This is a genomic window from Lentzea sp. NPDC058450, assembly GCF_042721395.1.
Taxonomy (GTDB): Bacteria; Actinomycetota; Actinomycetes; order Mycobacteriales; family Pseudonocardiaceae; genus Lentzea.
Genome location: NZ_JBHXLO010000005.1, coordinates 275,404 through 293,075, shown reverse-complemented (window position 1 = coordinate 293,075; position 17,672 = coordinate 275,404). Strand labels below are relative to the sequence as shown.

Annotated in this window: 17 protein-coding genes; 9 read left to right on the top strand and 8 right to left on the bottom strand. The window is 70.4% G+C overall.

Features of this window, described 5'->3' with window-relative positions; all coding sequences use genetic code 11:
• Positions 1-50: 50 nt before the first annotated feature.
• Together ACFWNN_RS11370 and ACFWNN_RS11365 are read right to left on the bottom strand one after the other, a co-directional pair.
• Positions 51-614 carry a GNAT family N-acetyltransferase gene (locus tag ACFWNN_RS11370; protein WP_382439775.1) on the bottom strand — a complete coding sequence of 188 codons (564 nt, stop codon included), beginning with the start codon at positions 612-614 and terminating at the stop codon, positions 51-53.
• Positions 611-1,120, bottom strand: a complete 510-nt coding sequence (locus tag ACFWNN_RS11365; RefSeq protein WP_382439774.1) for a YbaK/EbsC family protein — start codon at positions 1,118-1,120, stop codon at positions 611-613. The genes ACFWNN_RS11370 and ACFWNN_RS11365 overlap by 4 nt, the downstream gene beginning before the upstream one ends.
• Before the next feature lie 203 nt (positions 1,121-1,323).
• Here ACFWNN_RS11365 and ACFWNN_RS11360 point away from each other — a divergent pair, with 203 nt between their 5' ends.
• Positions 1,324-1,773, top strand: coding sequence for an SAV_6107 family HEPN domain-containing protein (locus tag ACFWNN_RS11360; RefSeq protein WP_382439773.1), 450 nt, complete (start codon positions 1,324-1,326; stop codon positions 1,771-1,773).
• The gene (locus ACFWNN_RS11355) at positions 1,770-2,516 is read left to right on the top strand and encodes a maleylpyruvate isomerase N-terminal domain-containing protein (protein WP_382439772.1); all 747 of its coding nucleotides are present in this window, start codon (positions 1,770-1,772) and stop codon (positions 2,514-2,516) included. The genes ACFWNN_RS11360 and ACFWNN_RS11355 overlap by 4 nt, the downstream gene beginning before the upstream one ends.
• On the opposite strand, the gene ACFWNN_RS11350 is transcribed toward ACFWNN_RS11355, so the two are convergent.
• Positions 2,493-4,064 (bottom strand): alkaline phosphatase D family protein, encoded by a 1,572-nt coding sequence (locus ACFWNN_RS11350; protein WP_382439771.1) that lies wholly within the window; start codon positions 4,062-4,064, stop codon positions 2,493-2,495. The two genes, ACFWNN_RS11355 and ACFWNN_RS11350, sit on opposite strands and share 24 nt — an antisense overlap.
• A gap of 24 nt (positions 4,065-4,088) precedes the next feature.
• On the opposite strand from ACFWNN_RS11350, the gene ACFWNN_RS11345 reads away from it, so the two are divergent.
• Positions 4,089-4,583, top strand: coding sequence for a VOC family protein (locus tag ACFWNN_RS11345; protein ID WP_382439770.1), 495 nt, complete (start codon positions 4,089-4,091; stop codon positions 4,581-4,583).
• 64 nt (positions 4,584-4,647) lie between these two features.
• Here ACFWNN_RS11345 and ACFWNN_RS11340 read toward each other — a convergent pair whose 3' ends face one another.
• The gene (locus ACFWNN_RS11340; RefSeq protein ID WP_382439769.1) at positions 4,648-6,300 is read right to left on the bottom strand and encodes a DUF885 domain-containing protein; all 1,653 of its coding nucleotides are present in this window, start codon (positions 6,298-6,300) and stop codon (positions 4,648-4,650) included.
• 108 nt (positions 6,301-6,408) lie between these two features.
• Here ACFWNN_RS11340 and ACFWNN_RS11335 point away from each other — a divergent pair, with 108 nt between their 5' ends.
• Complete coding sequence (locus ACFWNN_RS11335; protein ID WP_382439768.1) at positions 6,409-7,062, top strand: DUF3153 domain-containing protein; 654 nt, start codon at positions 6,409-6,411, stop codon at positions 7,060-7,062.
• Here ACFWNN_RS11335 and metF read toward each other — a convergent pair.
• The gene (gene metF, locus ACFWNN_RS11330; protein ID WP_382439767.1) at positions 7,059-7,940 is read right to left on the bottom strand and encodes a methylenetetrahydrofolate reductase [NAD(P)H]; all 882 of its coding nucleotides are present in this window, start codon (positions 7,938-7,940) and stop codon (positions 7,059-7,061) included. The two genes, ACFWNN_RS11335 and metF, sit on opposite strands and share 4 nt — an antisense overlap.
• 104 nt (positions 7,941-8,044) lie before the next feature.
• Between metF and ACFWNN_RS11325 the strand changes: the two genes are divergently transcribed.
• From ACFWNN_RS11325 to ACFWNN_RS11315, 3 genes are all read left to right on the top strand, one after another.
• Positions 8,045-9,112, top strand: a complete 1,068-nt coding sequence (locus tag ACFWNN_RS11325) for a polyprenyl synthetase family protein (protein WP_382439766.1) — start codon at positions 8,045-8,047, stop codon at positions 9,110-9,112.
• Between the two features lie 169 nt (positions 9,113-9,281).
• Positions 9,282-10,730, top strand: coding sequence for a polyprenol phosphomannose-dependent alpha 1,6 mannosyltransferase MptB (gene mptB, locus ACFWNN_RS11320; RefSeq protein ID WP_382439765.1), 1,449 nt, complete (start codon positions 9,282-9,284; stop codon positions 10,728-10,730).
• Positions 10,727-11,599, top strand: a complete 873-nt coding sequence (locus tag ACFWNN_RS11315; protein ID WP_382439764.1) for a phytoene/squalene synthase family protein — start codon at positions 10,727-10,729, stop codon at positions 11,597-11,599. Before mptB ends, ACFWNN_RS11315 begins: the two co-directional genes overlap by 4 nt.
• 83 nt (positions 11,600-11,682) lie before the next feature.
• Here ACFWNN_RS11315 and ACFWNN_RS11310 read toward each other — a convergent pair whose 3' ends face one another.
• Positions 11,683-12,048 (bottom strand): Rv2175c family DNA-binding protein, encoded by a 366-nt coding sequence (locus tag ACFWNN_RS11310; RefSeq protein ID WP_382439763.1) that lies wholly within the window; start codon positions 12,046-12,048, stop codon positions 11,683-11,685.
• 77 nt (positions 12,049-12,125) lie between these two features.
• On the opposite strand from ACFWNN_RS11310, the gene pknB reads away from it, so the two are divergent.
• A complete protein-coding gene (gene pknB, locus ACFWNN_RS11305; protein WP_382439762.1) occupies positions 12,126-14,168 on the top strand; it encodes a Stk1 family PASTA domain-containing Ser/Thr kinase in 2,043 nt (680 codons plus the stop codon).
• Positions 14,169-14,240: 72 nt separating this feature from the next.
• Here pknB and ACFWNN_RS11300 read toward each other — a convergent pair whose 3' ends face one another.
• The gene (locus ACFWNN_RS11300; RefSeq protein ID WP_382439761.1) at positions 14,241-15,629 is read right to left on the bottom strand and encodes a class II 3-deoxy-7-phosphoheptulonate synthase; all 1,389 of its coding nucleotides are present in this window, start codon (positions 15,627-15,629) and stop codon (positions 14,241-14,243) included.
• A gap of 165 nt (positions 15,630-15,794) precedes the next feature.
• Here ACFWNN_RS11300 and ACFWNN_RS11295 point away from each other — a divergent pair, with 165 nt between their 5' ends.
• Positions 15,795-16,802 (top strand): DUF2891 domain-containing protein, encoded by a 1,008-nt coding sequence (locus ACFWNN_RS11295; protein WP_382439760.1) that lies wholly within the window; start codon positions 15,795-15,797, stop codon positions 16,800-16,802.
• 52 nt (positions 16,803-16,854) lie between these two features.
• On the opposite strand, the gene ACFWNN_RS11290 is transcribed toward ACFWNN_RS11295, so the two are convergent.
• Positions 16,855-17,619, bottom strand: coding sequence for an IclR family transcriptional regulator (locus ACFWNN_RS11290; protein ID WP_382439759.1), 765 nt, complete (start codon positions 17,617-17,619; stop codon positions 16,855-16,857).
• Between the last annotated feature and the right edge of the window lie 53 nt (positions 17,620-17,672).

Here is a 17,672-nt window from a genome sequence, read left to right as displayed (position 1 = left end):
AAGCCCCCGAGCCGGAACGACTCGGGGGCTTGAAGGACGTGCGACGAGGGTCAGACGACGGGCAGGGTCCGGCCGAGGACGGCGAACGGGCGCGGGTCGCCGGTGAACTGGTAGTGGCGCAGCACGTCGACGAAGCCGACGCGGCGGTAGAGCTTCCACGCCTTGCTCGGGCCTTCGGGCGTGGAGAGCAGCACGCGGGAGGACGGCACGCCCTCCATGAGGCGGCGCAGCAGGTCCTCGCCGAGGCCACGGCCCTGGGCGCGCGGCAGCACGTGCAGTTCGGTGAGCTCGAAGTAGTCGGTGAGCCAGTCCTCCACGACAGCGGGCGGCGACACCTGCATGAGGCCGCGCCGCACCTGCTCGTGCCACCACTGACCGGCCGCGCCGCGGTAGCCGTAGCCGATGCCGACGAGTTCGTCCTGTTCCCCCAGCGCGACGACGCAGCGCCAGTCCTCGCGCATCATGTGCGCGAGCCACATCGGGGCGCGCTGCTCGACGGTGCCGGGCGGGTAGTTCATGGCCGTCACGTACAGGGCGAGGGCCTCGCCCAGCCGCACGTTCAGCTCCTGCGCGGTGAACTCGACGATGCGCTCCAGGCGCGGCGACGCCGTCATGCCGGCACCTCGCCGGTGGACACGGCCACGGTGGCCACGCGGCCGCCGGTCAGTGCGACGAGGTCCGCGAACGTCGTGGGGTAGACGGCGTGCGGATGACCCGCGGCGGCCCAGATCTCGGCGTAGCCGGAGAGCGACTCGTCGACGAGGGTCTCGATCGGCGCCGGGTGCCCGACCGGTGAGACGCCGCCGATCACCTGGCCGGTGTGCTCGCGAACGAACTCGGGGTCGGCGCGCTTGACGGCGTCCGCGCCCACGAGCGCGGCGACCAGCGACGTGTCCGCGCGGTGCGCGCCCGACGTCAGCACGAGCAACGGGGCGGCCTCGCCGTCGCGCACGGCGGCGAAGACCAGGCTGTTCGCGATCGCGCCGACCTGCACCCCCACCGCTTCCGCCGCGGCCGCCGCTGTCCGCACGGCGTCCGGCAGCACGACGATGCGTCCGGCGGTGGCGGGCGGCAGAGCCTCCGCGACCTTGCGGATTCCGGGGTGTTCGAGCGCACTCACGTCTCCATCAGACCACGACTCGCGCCCACGTGGTGGGGCGGGTTGAGGAATCCATCGGCCGGGAGCTACGCTAGCGGGGACTCGAACATGTGTTCGAGTCTCACCATGCCTCGGAGGTGGGGTGGGGGAAGCACCCCACCTCCGAGAGCCGCCGGCTTCCCCTCGGCGGTGACGTCGTTCGCCGACGCCACGAGGAGGCCGAGATGACAGCCGAAATCACGAATCCGGCAGCCTTCCCAGTCCCCGTCCCGATTCCGTCGCCACGACCCCTGTCGTCACCGCCCGCGTCCGCGCTGGCCCTGCTGCGACAGGCCCACGACTCGCTCACCGAGGCGGAGGGCACACCGGAGCCCTCCGAGCGGTTCGCGACCGCCTACCTCGCCGCGTTGCGCGCCGCCGCCGCGGTGCTCGCGTTGCGGGGCCGTCCTCATCGCGGGCGTTCCCGGCCGACCAGCGCGTGGGTGCTGCTCTCGGCGATCGCCCCCGAACTGGGTGAGTGGGCGGCTTTCTTCGCGTCGTGGTCGTCCACCCGGGCCGCCGTGCTCGCGGGGATCACCAGGCACGTCAACGCGCGCACGGCCGACGACCTGGTGCGCCAGACCGCTCAGTTCGTGGCGCTCGTCGATCGCGTGATGAGCGAGGCACGAAGGTGAACCATCTGGAAGTTCTGCGGCGGGAAGCGGAACTGCTCGCCATGTCCGCGATCGGTCAGCCGCCGCACAAGGGCGTGCCGGCCTGCCCCGGGCTGAACCTCGGGGAGACCGTGCGGCACGTCGGCGGTGGTTACCGCTGGGCGCTGGCGTGGATGGACCTCGGCCGCGAACCCGGGACCGGCGAGTGGCAGGACCACCCGGAGCCTGGCGGCGACCCGCTGGAGTTCATGCGCTCGGGCGCGCGGACCGTGATCGCGCGGCTCGAAGCGCACGACGAGGACGAGCCGTGCGCGACGTGGTGGCCTCAACAACAGGACTACGGGTTCTGGCGGCGACGGCTCGCCCACGAGACGACGTTGCACCGCATGGACGTCCAGGGCGCCGCGGGCATGGAGGCCGGCGCCGTCACCGACGAGGTGGCGGTCGACGGCGTCGACGAGGTGCTCGCGTTGTGGCTGGGCCACAAGCTGGACGTGCTCGGGGTGCTGGGGTCGCGGGACGCCCTCGTCACGATCCAGGTCGAGGACCACCTGTGGCTCACGCGCTGCGGTCCGCATGGCGCGTCGGCGTGGCGGGTGGTCGACCCGGAGGACGTGCACGTCGCGGACGCGCAGGTGTCGGCGAGTCCGATGACGATGTACCGCTGGTTGTGGGGGCGGTTGCCCGACCGGTTGGTCGAGACGATCGGCGACCACGACGCGATCGCGCAGCTGTGGGCGTTACTGCGGCTCGCGACCAAGTGACACCGACGCCGTCTCCCCGCCCGTTGCCGAGATCAGCCGGTAACGGGCGCGGCGGCCGTCGAAGTCCAGCAGCGCCACGGAGTTCCCGAAGTGCGGGCCGCTGGTCTTGCGCCAGTGCACCAGGTCCTGCGGCACACCCACGAACGTCGCGAGCCGCCGGAACACCTTCGAGGCCGGACGGGACCACGACAGCCGGAACCCCGGCCGCAGGATCTTCGGCGCCTCGTTGTGGATCGGCGAGCACACCAGCTGCGCGACGAACGCCTTGGTCGGACTGGCGAACTCGGCCTCGGCGACGTAGCTGTGGTGGACGTCGCCGGAGAGCACGCACACCGTCGCGGCGCCGTTGTTGCCCGCCTTCTCGATCATGCGGGAGAGCCGGTCGAACGACGCGCGGAACGCGGGCCAGTGCTCCAGGTCGACGGCCTGCCGGAACTTCTCGGCGGCCCGGCCCTGCCAGCCGGGCTTCTGCGCGCCGATCTCGTTGATGGACTGGATGTGGCTGAGCGCGTGCGGCATCAGCCACGGCAGCGACGAGCCGATCAGCAGGTGGTCGTACTCGTCGTCGTGCTCGGTGTTGCGTTCGATCCAGGCGAACTCGTCGTCGCTGACCATCTGCCGCGCACCCTCGTCGAGGATGCGGCCGCAGCGCGTGTCGACCATGAGCAGCCGGGCCCGGCCGAAGTCGCGGCGGAAGCTCCACCACGTCGACTTCTTGCCGTCCACCTCCTTGTCGGCGGCCTCGGCGAACTCCTCCAGCAACGGCAGCACGTCCGTGTCCTGGGCCTTCACCTTGGCGTACAAGGGATCCTTCGCCAGCTCGGCCGGGCCGAGGTTGCCCAGGTGCTGGTAGACCCAGTACGACGCGATGGCACCGCGGACCCTGTCCTTCCACCACGGCTTGTCGGCCATCTGCTTGCGCCACGTCTCCGAGGTGTTCCAGTCGTCGCGCACGTCGTGGTCGTCGAAGATCATCGCGGTGGGCACGACCGACAGCAGCCAGCGGATCTCCGGGTCGCCCCAGGTCTCGTGGTAGAGCCGGGCGTACTCACCGAAGTGGACGACCTCGCCGTCGGGTTCCTCCGTGCCGTCACGACGCTTCTTCAGCCACTGCTTGGTTTCCTCGGTGGGCTCGTCGGCGTAGACCTGGTCGCCCAGAAGGATCATGGCCTGCGGCCACTCCTCCTCCGGCGTATTCATCAGGCGTTGCGCGAACGCGTCCAGCGCGTCGGGCCCGAGCGGCTGGGTGGGAGCGGCGCGGCACGACCCGAAGGCGATCCGCCGGACCTCGCCGGTGCGGATGACGGGTTTCGGGAACTCGTTGCCGGGTTCCGGCCAGACGAGCTCGTCGTCGAGCCGGACCTCGTACTCGGTGCGCGGCCCCAGATCTTCCAGCCGCACGAGCGCGAAGTGCTGATCACCTGCCTGGAACGTGCGCGCGGCACGTCCGTTCACCGCGACCTCGCACGAGGTGTCGGTCTCGACCCACACCGTCGCGGACGTTGCGTCGACATACCTGAGAAGGGGTCCGAGCACCAGCTTCGCCACGCGCGAGACAGTACCCTCGCACGCGTGGAAATCACGTTCGAGTCGGCGGATCCCTCCGCGCTGGCCGCGTTCTGGTCCGAGTTCGCCGGCGACGAGATCGAGCTGACGTTCGTGTGGAGCGACGCTCCGAAGATCGAGAAGAACCGGGTCCACATCGACCTGGCCTCGACATCGCCCGAACACCAGGCGGACATCGTCGCGCGCGCCCTGAAGCTCGGCGCCGAACCCGCCGACGTCGGCCAGGCCGACGTGCCCTGGGTGGTGCTGCGCGACCCGCAGGGCAACGAGTTCTGCGTCCTCGAACCCCGCCCCGAGTACCCCGGCGTGATCGCGGCCGTCGTCGTCGACTCCCCCGATCCGCAGGCGTCGGCCGAGGCGACCGGCCACCCGGTGGTGCGCAGCGGTGACGGGTTCGCGTCGGTGCGGCCCGAGCCTGGCCCTTGGCTCGAGTTCGTGCGGACCGACGACCCGGAGCCGATCACGAACCGCGTGCGCATCAGCTACGCCGATCCCGCCTAGCCGGCGCTGATATCCGATACATCGGATATCAGCGCCGTTCAGGGCGTTGCGACCAACCGGTTGGTCAGAGCGCGGCGAGCCGTTCACGCAGGGTGTCGAGGCCCATCGCGCCCATCTCCAGCGCTTCCTTGTGGAAGAGCTTGAGGTCGAAGTCGGCGCCCTTGCGGGTCCGCGCGTCCTCCCGGGCGGCCAGCCACAGGCGTTCGCCGATCTTGTACGACGGCGCCTGGCCCGGCCAGCCGAGGTAGCGGTCGATCTCGTCGTGGACGTGCGCCGCCTCGGAGAGGGTGCGGGTCAGCATGAACTCCAGGCCGAGTTCGGGCGTCCAGCGCTCGCCGGGGTGGAAGCCGGTGCCGGCCGGGATCTCCAGCTCCAGGTGCATGCCGATGTCGATGATGACGCGCGCCGCGCGGAACAGGTGCGCGTCGAGCATGCCGAGCAGGTCGCCGTCGTCGCCGAGGTAGCCGAGCTCGCGCATGAGGCGCTCGGAGTAGAGCGCCCAGCCCTCGCCGTGGCCCGACACCCAGCACATGAGGCGCTGGAAGTCGTTCAACGTCGAGGACTGGTACACGGCCGTCGCGCACTGGAGGTGATGGCCCGGCACGCCCTCGTGGTAGACGGTCGAGGTCTCGCGCCACGTCGGGAACACCGACTTGCCCTCGGCGATCGACCACCACATGCGGCCGGGACGGGAGAAGTCCGCGGTCGGCGGCGTGTAGTAGGCGCCCACGGCACCGCCGGGCGGGGCGATCTTGCACTCGAGGTTCATCAGCGCGTCGGGCAGGTCGAAGTGCACGTCGCGCAGGTCGAGCAGGGCCTTGTCGGACAGCTCCTGCATCCACGTCCGCAGGCCGTCCTGGCCGTGCACCTGGTAGCGCGGGTGCTCGTCGAGGTAGTCCGCCGTCTCCTTGAGGGAGGCGCCCGGCTTGAGCCGCGCCGCGATCTCCTTCATCTCGGCCTCGATGCCGAGGAACTCCTCCCAGCCCCACGCGTACGCCTCGGCGAGGTCGAGGCGCGAGCCGGTGAAGTAGCGCGAGCCGAGGCGGTAGCGCTCCTCGCCGACGGCGTCCTTCGCGGGCGCCTGCGGTGCGAGCGTCGTGCGCAGGAACGAGGCGAAGTCGGCGTAGGCGGCGGCTGCGGCCTGTGCGCCCGCGTCGAGAGAGGTGCGCACGGTGCCGTCGACGTTCGCGGACGCGGCGAACGGGAGGAAGAAGGTGGAGGCGAAGGTGTCGCACTGCTTGGCGACCTGGGTGACCTGGCGCAGCGCGGAGACGTTTCCGCGGGAGGCGGCGTGTGAGAGAGAGGCGCGCAGACCGTCCAGTGCGGCGGGCACGGCGGCGAGGCGGCGGCCGATCGTGGCCCACTGCTCCGGGGTGTCGGTGGGCATCTGGTCGAAGATGTCGCGCACCGACTGGATCGGGCTCGCGATGACGTTCAGCGAGGACTCGGTCTCCCCTGCCTCGTACAGCTCGTGCTCCAGGCCGATCCGTTCCAGGAAGACGGCGCGGGCCGCCTCCTCGGAGGCATCCGCGGGCTGGGCGGCGGTGACGTCGGCGAGGGCGCGGGCGGCGAGGTCGTCACGCGCGGCGTGCCCGTCCGGGGAGAGGTCCGTGAGCTGGTCGTCGGATCCCGCGAAGCCCAGGCTCGTGGCCGTGATGGGGTCGAGCGCCACGAAGTCGCGGACGAATTTGTTGCTGATGTCGTGCACGGATGCCATGTTTCGAGACGCTACCTCGCGCCCCTCGGCGCCAAAAGGTAGTTAGTCAAGCTCACGACCTTCGGAGGGGACCTGCGTCGTTCGGGCCGTCCTGGCAGGATGTCCGCCGTGCGTCGTTCCCGGGCACTGCTGCTGCCGGTCTTCTTGCTGCTCACCCTGTTTTCGTTGAGTGGCTGCGTGCGCGTGTACGCGGCCATGGCCGTGTCGGACGACGACCGCATCTCCGGCGAGATCGTCGCGGCGACACCCCCGACGCAGGACAACGATCCCGGTCCCCAGCTCAAGGTGCCACCGGAGCTCGCGAGCCGGGTGACCACCAAGCCGTACCGGGTGGAGTCCTACGCCGGTACGCAGCTGTTCTTCAACGGGCTGTCGTTCGACGAGATGCGGACGCTGTCGATGACCACCAGCTCGTCGAACAGCCGCTACAGCCTCAACTTCCGCCGGTCGGGTGATCTTGTCACGCTGTCGGGGTCGGTCGACCTGACGCAGGTCCCGGTGGAGCGCGCGGACATCCAGATCAAGGTCAGCTTCCCCGGCAAGATCGTGAACACCAACGGCCGCGAGGAGGAGAACAACACGATCGCGTGGTCTCCGAAGCCCGGTCAGGCCTCGATGCTCCAGGCGACCGTGCAGTACGCGGGCGAGAACTCCCAGTCGTTCTTCGGCTGGGCGCTGCTGGTCGCCGGGCTCACGGGCGGCGCCGCGCTGATCGTCGTCGTGCTCGCGCTCATCGCGCACAAGCGCAACGTGACGATCTAGGCGCGCGCCACCAGACCCAGGCGCCCCAGCACTTCCTTCGTCGCCTTCGACCTGTTCATCGTGTAGAAGTGCAGCGCCGGAACGCCTTCGTCGAGCAGCCGCTGGCACATCTCGGTCGCGATGTCGATGCCGGTCGCCCGGAACCCCGCGACGTCGTCGGCGTACGGCTCCAGCCTCCGCACGACGTCGAGCGGCAGGTCGGCGCCGGACAGCTCCACGATCTTGGACAGCCCGCGCGGCGACAGCATCGGCATGATGCCGGGCAGGATCGCGGCGGTGCAGCCCGCCTCCGCCACCCGGTCGCGCATCCGCAGGAACGGCTCCGGCGCGTGGAACAGCTGGGCCACCGCGTAGTCCGCGCCCGCGTTGAGCTTGCGCAGCAGGAACTTCAGGTCGGTGTCGAGGTCGGCCGAGCGCGGGTGCCCGTACGGGAACGCCGCCACGCCCACGCAGAAGTCGCCGAGCTCGCGCACGAGCGACACGAGCTCGTCGGCGTAGTTCAGGCCTTCGGGGTGCGCGACCCACTCGCCCATCGGGTCGCCGGGAGGGTCGCCGCGCAGCGCGAGGACGTTGCGCACGCCGATCGCCGCGTACCAGCCGATGACGTTGCGCAGCTCGGCCACCGAGTGGTCGACGGCGGTGAGGTGCGCGACGGGCAGCAGCGTCGTCTCCTGCGCGATGCGGCCGGTGGCGCGGATCGTGCGGTCCCGGCGCGACCCGCCGGCGCCGTAGGTGATCGACACGAACGCCGGGTCGAGGCCCTCGAGCTCGCGGACGGCCTTCCAGAGGACCTTCTCGTCCTCCGCGTCCCTGGGGGGCAGGAACTCCACCGAGAACTTGGGAGACTCTCCCCGGAGCCGTTCCACCACCGACGTCATGGGACCAACCCTAGTGGGTCTTCCGGTAGGTGAGACACCAGCTCACCATGTGGTACGCCGGACCCGACATGCGCGTGTCCCGGGACACAGCGGACCATGGACGTGTGTCCCACCACCCCATCGACGTCGCCTTGCCCCAGCACGTCGAAGAAGCACTGACCGCCTATCTGGCCTCCCGGCGCGCGTCCGGAGAGGCGATGGATCCGAGCTTCGCGAGCGCCGTCGACGCTCTCTCCGACTTCGTGCTGGGCGGGGGCAAGCGCATCCGCCCGACCTACGCGTGGTGGGGCTGGCGCGCGGCCGGGGGCGACCCCGACGGCGAGCTCGCGGACGAGGTGCTCACGGCGGTCAGCTCGCTGGAGCTGATCCAGGCTTGCGCGCTGATCCACGACGACCTGATGGACGCCTCGTCGGTGCGCCGGGGCAAGCCGACGGTGCACATCGCGTTCGGCGCGCAGCACCGCGAGCAGGGCTGGCTCGGGTCGTCGGAACGCTTCGGCATGTCGGCGGCGGTGCTGATCGGCGACGTCGCGCTGGCGTGGGCGGACGACATGCTGTTCGCCGCCGGGCTGCCGTCCGAGGTGCTGCGCCGGATGAGCGAGCCGTGGCGGGACATGCGCACGGAGATGCTCGCGGGCCAGTACCTGGACGTGCTGACGCAGGCGCGGGGTGACTCGTCGCCGGACGCCGCGGTGCGCATCGACCGGCTCAAGACGGCCGCCTACACCGTCGAACGGCCGTTGCACATGGGCGCGGCGATGGCGGGCGGCTCGCCGGAGCTGATCGACGGGCTGCGCGCGTTCGGCGCGGACATCGGCGTCGCGTTCCAGCTGCGCGACGACCTGCTGGGCGTGTTCGGCGACCCCGAGGTCACCGGCAAGCCCGCGGGTGACGACCTCGCCGAGGGCAAGCGCACGCTGCTCGTGGCGCTGGGCATGCAGTACGGCGCCGATATATTGGATATCGCCCTGGGCAAGCCCGACCTCGACCTCGAGACCGTCGAGGAGGTCCGGCGCGCGCTGATCGATGTCGGCGCCGTCGACGCCGTCGAGGAGCGCATCGAGGAGCTGACGAAGAGCGCGCTGGCCGCCCTCGACGACGCCCCCGTCGCCGAACCGGCCGCGGCCAAGCTCGCGGACCTCGCGATCAGCTCGACGAAGCGGGCCTTCTGAAGTCGATCAAGGAAGCCCTTTCCTGAGAGTTGGTTAACTGCTCGTGACCGTGTGGGCCGTTGCGTGCTGACGCTTCCGCGCGTTGTGCAACGATGTTCGGGCGATGGCAGCAACTCCGTCCCTCCCCCGCACGAGCTCCGAGGCGTCTCCACAGGAGCTTGATCCAGTCGTGCGCGCGAACACCTACGCCATCCCCATCCGCACGACCATGCTGGGCCTGCTGGGCGTGGCGCTGATCGCGCTCGGGGGCATGGGTGCCGGCGCGATCCTGGAGCGTGACCCGCTGCTCGCCCAGGTGGGGCTGAGCTGGCTGCGTTACGGCCACGGCCGCGACCTCGCGAGCATGGTCCTGTACCTCGGCCTCGGCCTCGTCATCTGGGCGTGGATCCGGCTCGGCCGCCTGGTGCGGTGGGGTGAGATCGGCGACTTCGCGGTGCTGGTCGCGGTGACGGTCTGGACGTTGCCACTGCTCTTCGCCCCGCCGCTGTTCAGCAAGGACATCTACAGCTACCTGGCCCAGGGCCAGCTCGCGCTGAGCGGGTACGACCCGTACACGGTCGGACCCGCGGTCCTGCAGAGCACGCTGAGCGAGAACGTCAGCTGGGTGTGGCAGCACACACCGGCGCCGTACGGGCCGTTGTTCATCCTGGTCGCCAAGGCGATCGTGTGGATCACGGACGCGAGCGTCATCCTCGGCGTCGTCGCCATGCGGTTCTCGCTCGCGGGCGGCCTGGTGCTGCTGTGCTGGTCACTGCCGGGCCTGAGCAGGCACCTGGGCGGCAAGTCGACGATCGCCCTGTGGCTGGTCGCGGCGAACCCGCTGGTGCTGATCCACCTGATCGGCGGCGCGCACAACGACCTGCTGATGATCGGGCTGATGGCGGCCGGTGTGCTGCTGGTGCTCGACCGCCGGCACGTGCTCGGCTTCGTGCTGCTCTCCCTCGCGTTCTCGGTGAAGGCGACGGCGGTCGTGATCGTGCCGTTCCTCGTCTGGATCTGGGCGGCGCGCCTCGAGGGCGACCGGAAGACCCAGTTCCGCAAGGCGCTGGTGCCGGGTCTGGTCGCGTTCCTCGGGACGTTCGCGGTGTGCACGGTGATCGCCGGGGTGAGCCTCGGCTGGATCCCGGCGCTGCGCAGCTCGTCGATGATCATCAACTGGCTGTCGGTGCCGAGCGCGGTCGGCGACTTCGTGCGCATGGTCGTGAACTGGTTCGTCTACGTCGACGGCGGCATCTTCCTCGGCGTGGCGCGGGCCCTGGGGTCCGTGGTGCTGGTCTGGATCGCGTACACGCAGTGGTGGGCGTCCCGTGACGGCGAGGTGCGCGACACGATCCGGCGCGGAGCACTGACGATGCTGGCCGTGGCGCTGCTGTCCCCGGCGACGCTGCCCTGGTACTTCACCTGGCCGCTGGCCCTGGCCGCCGGGTTCGCGTGGACGACGGGCGCGCTGGTCACCGGGGTGGTGGCGTCGCTGTTCCTGATGCTGGTGACGTTCCCGAACGGCGACACGGCCCTGTACTCGTGGGGCTACCTGTTCTTCGCGCTGGTGGTGTCGGGTGTCGCGGCGCGGTCGCTGGTGAAGCCGGACCCGTTCGGCCTGTCCTCCCGCTACGAATGAGCCTCGCCTCGGACTACGCCGCTTGCCGCCGCGTGAACGCGCGGTACGGCAAGACGTTCTTCCTGGCCACGACGCTGCTCCGGCCTGAGCAGCGTCCCGCCGTGCACGCCCTGTACGCGTTCGCGCGCTGGGCCGACGAGATCGTCGACGCCGCCGGGGTCGCGGACCGCGCGGGCGAGCTCGACCGGCTGGAGCGGCTGCTCGACAAGGAGCCGTCGAACCCGGTCCTGAACGCGCTCGCCGACACGATGCGCCGCTACGACATCGACCGGTCGCTGTTCGCCGACTTCCTCACGTCGATGCGGATGGACCTCGACGTGACGGAGTACGCGGACCTCGACGCGCTCGGCGTCTACGTGCACGGCTCGGCGGAGGTCATCGGCCTGCAGATGCTGCCGGTGCTCGGCACCGTCGTGCCGCGCGAGGAGGCCGCCCCGTACGCGGCCCGGCTCGGCGTGGCGTTCCAGCTGACGAACTTCCTCCGCGACGTCGGTGAGGACCTCGACCGCGGCCGCGTCTACCTGCCGCAGGACGTCCTGGCCGCGCACGGCGTCGACGTCGACCGCTTGCACTGGGTTCGTCGCCGTCGTCAGGCGGACGAGCGGGTGCAAAGGGTGCTCGACGACCTCGTCGCGCACTCGTATGCGATATATCAGTCGGCGGAGCCGGGCATCGGGATGCTGGCGGCGTCGTCGCGGCCGTGTGTCCGGACCGCGTACACGCTGTATCGCGACATCCTCGGGCTCGTCGGCTGCGAGGTGTTGTGGCGGCGGGTGGCCGTGCCGGCGCGGCGGCGGCTGGCCGTGGCGGTGCCCGGCGCGGGCCGTGCCCTCCTCGCCCGCGTGACGGCCCCTGCGACCCCGCGGTGAGGCCTGCTTTAGCCGTGGACGCGCACGGCGGCTCCGGGCGTCTCTCATCTGCGGAGACGCCCGGAACCGCCGTGTCAGGTGACCTAGAAGCCCATCGACTGCGCGCGGCGCTTTACCTCGCGCCCACGGTCTCCGCGCAATGCTTCGATCGGAGTGCCAGGGAGGCTTTCGTCCTCCGTGAAGAGCCAGCGCAGAATCTCGTCCGTGGAGAAGTTCTGGTCGCGCAGCACCGTGATGGTGCCGGGCAGACCCTTGACCACGGCCCCGGCGGCGAGGAACGCCGCGGGGATGACGAGAACGCCGGAACGCCGCTCGGCGAGCAGTTGCCCGTCGCGCAGCAGTTGGTGGACCCGGGTGACCGGAAGCCCCATTCGCTCGGCGACCTCGGGGAGGTCGAGAACCTCCAGGTCGGCAGCCAATACATCCGCAGCGGCAGGAATCGCACTCACGGGGGTCACAATGCCATAACCGAACTGGGAACGCCCTTCCGCCAACCGGGTCATCCTGAGCTTTACCATCTCGCACTGTGGAGAGGTCGGTTTCGAACGTGATGGGTGGACTGCTGGAGCAGCGCTACCGGGTGGACTCCGTGCTCGCACGGGGTGGCATGTCCACCGTCTATCGAGGTCGTGACACCCGCCTCGATCGCGATGTCGCCATCAAGGTGATGGATCCTCACCTGACGGCCGACCCCGCGTTCGTGGCGCGCTTCGAGCGCGAGGCACGGGCCGCGGCCCAGTTGCATCACCCGGCCGTGGTGTCCGTGCACGACCAGGGTGTCGACGGTGACCAGGTGTACCTGGTGATGGAGCTGATCGACGGCGGCAACCTCCGTGACCTGCTCAACCAGCGAGGCAAGCTCCCTCCGGCCGTCGCGTTGAGCATCCTCGGGCCGGTGTTGTCGGCATTGGGCGCGGCACACCGAGCGGGGCTCGTGCACCGGGACGTGAAGCCGGAGAACGTGCTGATCGGGCCTGGTGGCCAGGTGAAGGTGGCGGACTTCGGGCTGGCGCGCTCGATCGGCGTCAACGGCGTCACGAGTGACAGCGAGATCCTCGGCACCGTTGCCTATCTGTCACCCGAACAGGTGGAAACGGGGTCCGCGGACGCGCGCAGTGACGTGTACGCGGCCGGCATCGTGCTCTACGAGATGCTGGCGGGCCAGGCGCCGTACCGGGGCGAGACGCCCATCTCGGTGGCCTACCAGCACGTGAACTCGGACGTCCCGTCCGTTCCGGACATCCCGCTGGCACTCGACACGCTGGTGCGCAAGGCGACGCGGCGCACCCCGGCGTTGCGGCCCGCGAACGCCGACGCGTTCCTGGCCGAACTGGAGCGCGTGGGCACGGAGCTGGGCCTCACGCCGCAGCCGGTGCCCGTGCCCGGTTCGCTGCCGGAGAACGACCGCACGGTCATCATGCGGCCGGTGCCGGTCGCGGTGGGCGCGACGCCTCCGTCGGCGGCGGAGCTGACCAGGCCGGTGGTGCCGAAGCCGCCGATCAGCCCGGCGAGCTCCAACGCGGCGGCGATGACGACCATCAACACCGGTCCGCCGACGCCCCCTCCCGGCATTTCGGCGACGCGCACGATGCAGCGGCAGGACCCGCCCGCGCCGCCGCGCCGCCGTCCCGCGCAGAAGAAGCCGAAGGTCGACCCGGTCGAGGAGCAGCGCAAACGACGCAAGAAGCTCTTCACGATCTGGGGTTCCGTGGCGGCCGTGCTGATCATCGCCATCGGTGCGTTCACCTACTACGTGAACGCCAACCGCTACACCGAGATGCCCACGGTGACCGGCCAGTCCGAGCAGAACGCGATGTTGCTGCTCACGAAGGCCGACCTCACCGGGCTGGTCGAGAAGGTGGCGTCCAACGACGTGCCCAACGGCACCGTCATCAGCTCGGATCCCGCTCCCGGCACCGAACTGCGCAAGAACCAGTCCGTGAAGATCGTCGTGTCGCGCGGCAAGCCGGTGGTGCCGTTCATCCAGACTGGCGCCGAGGTGGACGCGGCGACCAAGGAGATCCAGGCGGCGGGCCTGAAGACGGCGAAGGACCCGGCCAAGGACGCGTTCCACGACACCGTGCCGATCGGCAAGGTCGTGGGCGTCGACCCGCGTCCGGGTACGACGCTCAACCTCGACTCGCCGGTCACCCTGATCCTGAGCAAGGGACCGCCGCCGCGCCTGCCGGTGCCGAACGTGGCCGGCAAGACGAAGGACGAGGCGTTCGCCGAGCTGCAGCGCGCCGGCCTGGAGGCCGTCGAGGCGGGTGGCGAGGACGCCGCCGAGAACGGTCAGTCGCGGGTGGCCCGCACGGACCCGCCCGCGGGCACCGTGCTCGACCCGACGCAGAACAAGCGCGTCACGGTGTTCTTCGTGAACAACCGCGAGGTCGAGGTGCCGGACGTCGCCCGCAAGAAGGTGCGGGAGGCCAAGGAGGAGCTCGAACGGGCCGGCCTGAAGGTGAAGGTCGAGTTCAACAAGAGCAACAACGCGACCGTGGTGAACCAGTCGATCCCGCCGGGTCAGCGGGTGCGGCGAGGAACCGAGATCACGATCGTCGGCCTCTAGCAGGGGCAAAGCGAAGGGCCCCGCGTTCACGACGCGGGGCCCTTCGTTCTTCAGCTGGTCTTCAGGAAACGCTCAGGAGCGCAGCATCTCGGCCACGAGGAACGCGAGCTCCAGCGACTGCTGCGTGTTCAGGCGCGGGTCGCACGCCGTCTCGTAGCGGCCGGCGAGGTCGTCGTCCGAGATCTCCTGGGCGCCGCCGAGGCACTCGGTGACGTCCTCACCCGTGAGCTCGATGTGGATGCCGCCGGGGTGCGTGCCGAGCCGGCGGTGCACCTCGAAGAAGCCCTGGACCTCGTCGACGATGCGGTCGAAGTGCCGGGTCTTGTAGCCGGTCGACGACTCGTGCGTGTTGCCGTGCATCGGGTCGCACTGCCAGATGACCTTGTGGCCGCTGGCCTCGACCTTCTCGATGATGCCGGGCAGCACGTCGCGCACCTTCTGGTTGCCCATGCGCGAGATGAGCGTCAGGCGGCCCGGCTTGTTGTACGGGTCGAGGCGCTCGACGTACTCGACGGCCATCTCCGGCGACGTCGTCGGGCCGATCTTGAGACCGATCGGGTTCGACAGCATCTCCGCGAACGCGATGTGCGCGCCGTCGAGCTGACGGGTGCGCTCACCGATCCACACGAAGTGCGACGACAGGTCGTAGAGCCGGGGCTCGTCACCCGTCGTGTCGAGGCGCAGCAGCGCGCGCTCGTAGTCGAGGAGCAGCGCCTCGTGCGAGGCGAAGATCTCCGTGCCGTGCAGCGACTGGTCGTTCACGCCGCACGCGGACATGAACTTGAGGCCGCGGTCGATCTCGCCGGCCAGCGCCTCGTAGCGCTCGCCGGCGGGCGAGGTGCGCACGAAGTCGCGGTTCCAGTCGTGCACGCGGTGCAGGTCGGCGAGACCCGCGCCGGTGAGCGCACGGAGGAGGTTCATGGCCGCGCCCGCGTTGGCGTACGCGCGGATCATGCGGCCGGGGTCGGCGATGCGCGCCTCGGGGGTCGCGACCAGGGAGTTGATGATGTCGCCGCGGTAGGACGGCAGGCCGAGGGCGTCGATGCCGGACGAACGCGGCTTGGCGTACTGGCCGGCGATGCGGCCGACCTTCACCACGGGAAGGCTCGCGCCGTAGGTCAGCACCACGGCCATCTGCAGCAGGGTCCGGATGTTCGCGCGGATGTGCGGCTCGGTGTTGTCAGCGAACGTCTCCGCGCAGTCACCGCCCTGCAGCAGAAATGCCTCACCGTTCGCGACCTGCGCCAGTTGCGTGTGCAGCCGGTCGATCTCGGCGGGCACGGTGATCGGCGGCACGCTCTCGAGCACGGTCCGCACGCGACGCACCTGTTCGGCGTCGGGCCACTCGGGCTGCTGGGCGGCCGGGCGCGACAGGGCGTCGTCCAGGCGCTTGCGCATCTCGGGAGGCAGCGGCGGAAGCTCGGGAAGCGTGTCGATGGGCACGTCCACGGTCCAGTTCACGCTGCTCATCCTAGTTGTCTCACACTGAGAGACCCTGCCGGGCCTGTCAGCTGTCCAGCACGTGGTTTCCACGCGACGTGGCCCACACGGCAGCCGGGTGAAGTCTGTTACTTGTCAACGATCGCCCTCTGCCCTATCGAGACGTCTCGCTGCATGATGTGGGCCATGGACGCCACCCGATTGGATGACAGCACCGCGACCCGGCTGCTGGGCATCGCGATCGACAACATCCAACGCGATCACCCGGTGCACTGGACGCACGTGATCGACGGAGACCACCGCCTCGTGCCACAGCGGGTGCTGCATCCCGTGTTCGCCGGGTCGTTCGACTGGCACTCGTGCGTGCACCAGACGTGGCTCGCCGTGCGGCTGCTGCGACTGCGCCCCTCTCTCTCGGGAGCGGACACGGCGCGCAACGCCCTCGACAAACTCGTCACGGCCGACAACTGCGCCGTCGAGGCCGACTTCTTCGCCTCCCCGGCCGGCCGCTACTGGGAGCGCCCGTACGGCTGGGCGTGGCTGCTGCTGCTCGACGCGGAACTGCGCACCTCGGACCTGCCGTGGTCGGTCGCGCCGATCGCGGACGTGCTGCGCGACCGATGGCTGGAGTGGGTCTCGGCCGCGCGCCTGCCGATCCGCACCGGCACGCACAGCAACACGGCGTTCGCGACGGGCCTGGTCTTCGACTCCGCCATGGCTCTGGGCGACACCGAACTGGCCGACGCGTGCGTCGCCGCCGCCTTGCGCTGGCACCAGGGCGAGGCCGGGTACGGCGGCTTCGAACCGGACGCCGCCGACTTCCTCTCCCCCGCGCTGACGACGGCCGACCTGATGCGCCGCGCCCTGCCCGCCGACGCGTTCGCCGACTGGCTCGACGCCTACCTGCCGGACCTGACGTCGGAACGGTGGCGCGTGCTGCGCGAGCCGTTCCCGGTCGACGACCCCAGCGACCCGTACGGCTCGCACCTCGCCGGGCTCGCGTTGTCGCGTGCCTGGAACTGGGAGGCGATCGCGGACGCCCTCCCGGACGGGCACCGGTACGTCGACCTGGCCCGCACGGCTTCGGCGGCGCACCGCGAGGCCGGGTGGAGCTACGTGTTCGGCGGGCACGGCTACATGGCCGACCACTGGCTCGGCACGTTCGGCGCGTACCTCGACGTGAAGGCCTTCTGACCCGGAACTGATATATCGGATATCACTGGCCGCTACATCACTGGCCGCTATCTCACTGACTGGCGGTGAGACCGGCGCGCCGGATCAGGGTGAGCGCGATGCCCGTCGCCGCCGCGTGCACGGAGGCGGCGTGCGCACGCGGGTCGAACCGGGTCGTCGGCCCGGCGACGCTCACCGCGGCGACGACGGCGCCGTCGCGGTCGAGCACCGGCGACGCCACGCAGCACAGCCCGACGCGGGACTCCTCGAACTCGTAGGCCACCCCCGTCTCGCGGATGGTGGCGAGCTGACGCCGCAGCATCCCGGGCGTTGCGATCGTGCGCGGCGTCCGGCGCTCCAACGGGCCTGAGAGCACCGAGGTGCGCAACGGCGCGGGTGAGTGCGCGAGCAGGGCCTTGCCGATCGCCGACGCGTGCAACGGCATCCGGCCGCCGAGGCGTGACGGCGTCGGCGTCTGCCGGTGGCCGCCGATCTTGGCGACGTAGACGACGTCGTGCCCCTCCGTGATGCCGAGGTGGACGGTCTCGTGGGTGCGCTCGTAGAGGTCTTCCAGGTACGGCGTGGACACCTCGACGAGACGGCGTTCGACCGAGGCGCGGATGCCCAGCTGGAACAGGTGGCCGCCGAGGCGGTAGCCGCGGGTGCCCCGGTCGAGCAGGCGGACCTCGACCAGGTCGCCGAGCAGGCGGTGCAGGGTCGCCTTGGAGAGACCGGTGCGGCGGCCCAGTTCGGCGAAGCCGAGCTCGTCGTCGTCGGCTCCGAACGCGTTCAGCACCGTCATCACCTTGCCGAGCAGGGTGTTCGGGACCTCGGTCATCACCTGATCGTGCCACTGAGTTCCGGTGAGCGGAACTTTCCGGTGTCCACCCG

What these genes read in the sequence shown, in the direction of transcription:
- ACFWNN_RS11295 (WP_382439760.1), top strand. Translation starts at nt 15,795, where the DNA reads ATGGACGCCACCCGATTGGATGACAGCACCGCGACCCGGCTGCTGGGC.
- ACFWNN_RS11360 (WP_382439773.1), top strand. Translation starts at nt 1,324, where the DNA reads ATGACAGCCGAAATCACGAATCCGGCAGCCTTCCCAGTCCCCGTCCCG.
- ACFWNN_RS11315 (WP_382439764.1), top strand. Translation starts at nt 10,727, where the DNA reads ATGAGCCTCGCCTCGGACTACGCCGCTTGCCGCCGCGTGAACGCGCGG.
- metF (WP_382439767.1), bottom strand. Translation starts at nt 7,940, where the DNA reads ATGACGTCGGTGGTGGAACGGCTCCGGGGAGAGTCTCCCAAGTTCTCG.
- ACFWNN_RS11370 (WP_382439775.1), bottom strand. Translation starts at nt 614, where the DNA reads ATGACGGCGTCGCCGCGCCTGGAGCGCATCGTCGAGTTCACCGCGCAG.
- ACFWNN_RS11290 (WP_382439759.1), bottom strand. Translation starts at nt 17,619, where the DNA reads ATGACCGAGGTCCCGAACACCCTGCTCGGCAAGGTGATGACGGTGCTG.
- ACFWNN_RS11340 (WP_382439769.1), bottom strand. Translation starts at nt 6,300, where the DNA reads ATGGCATCCGTGCACGACATCAGCAACAAATTCGTCCGCGACTTCGTG.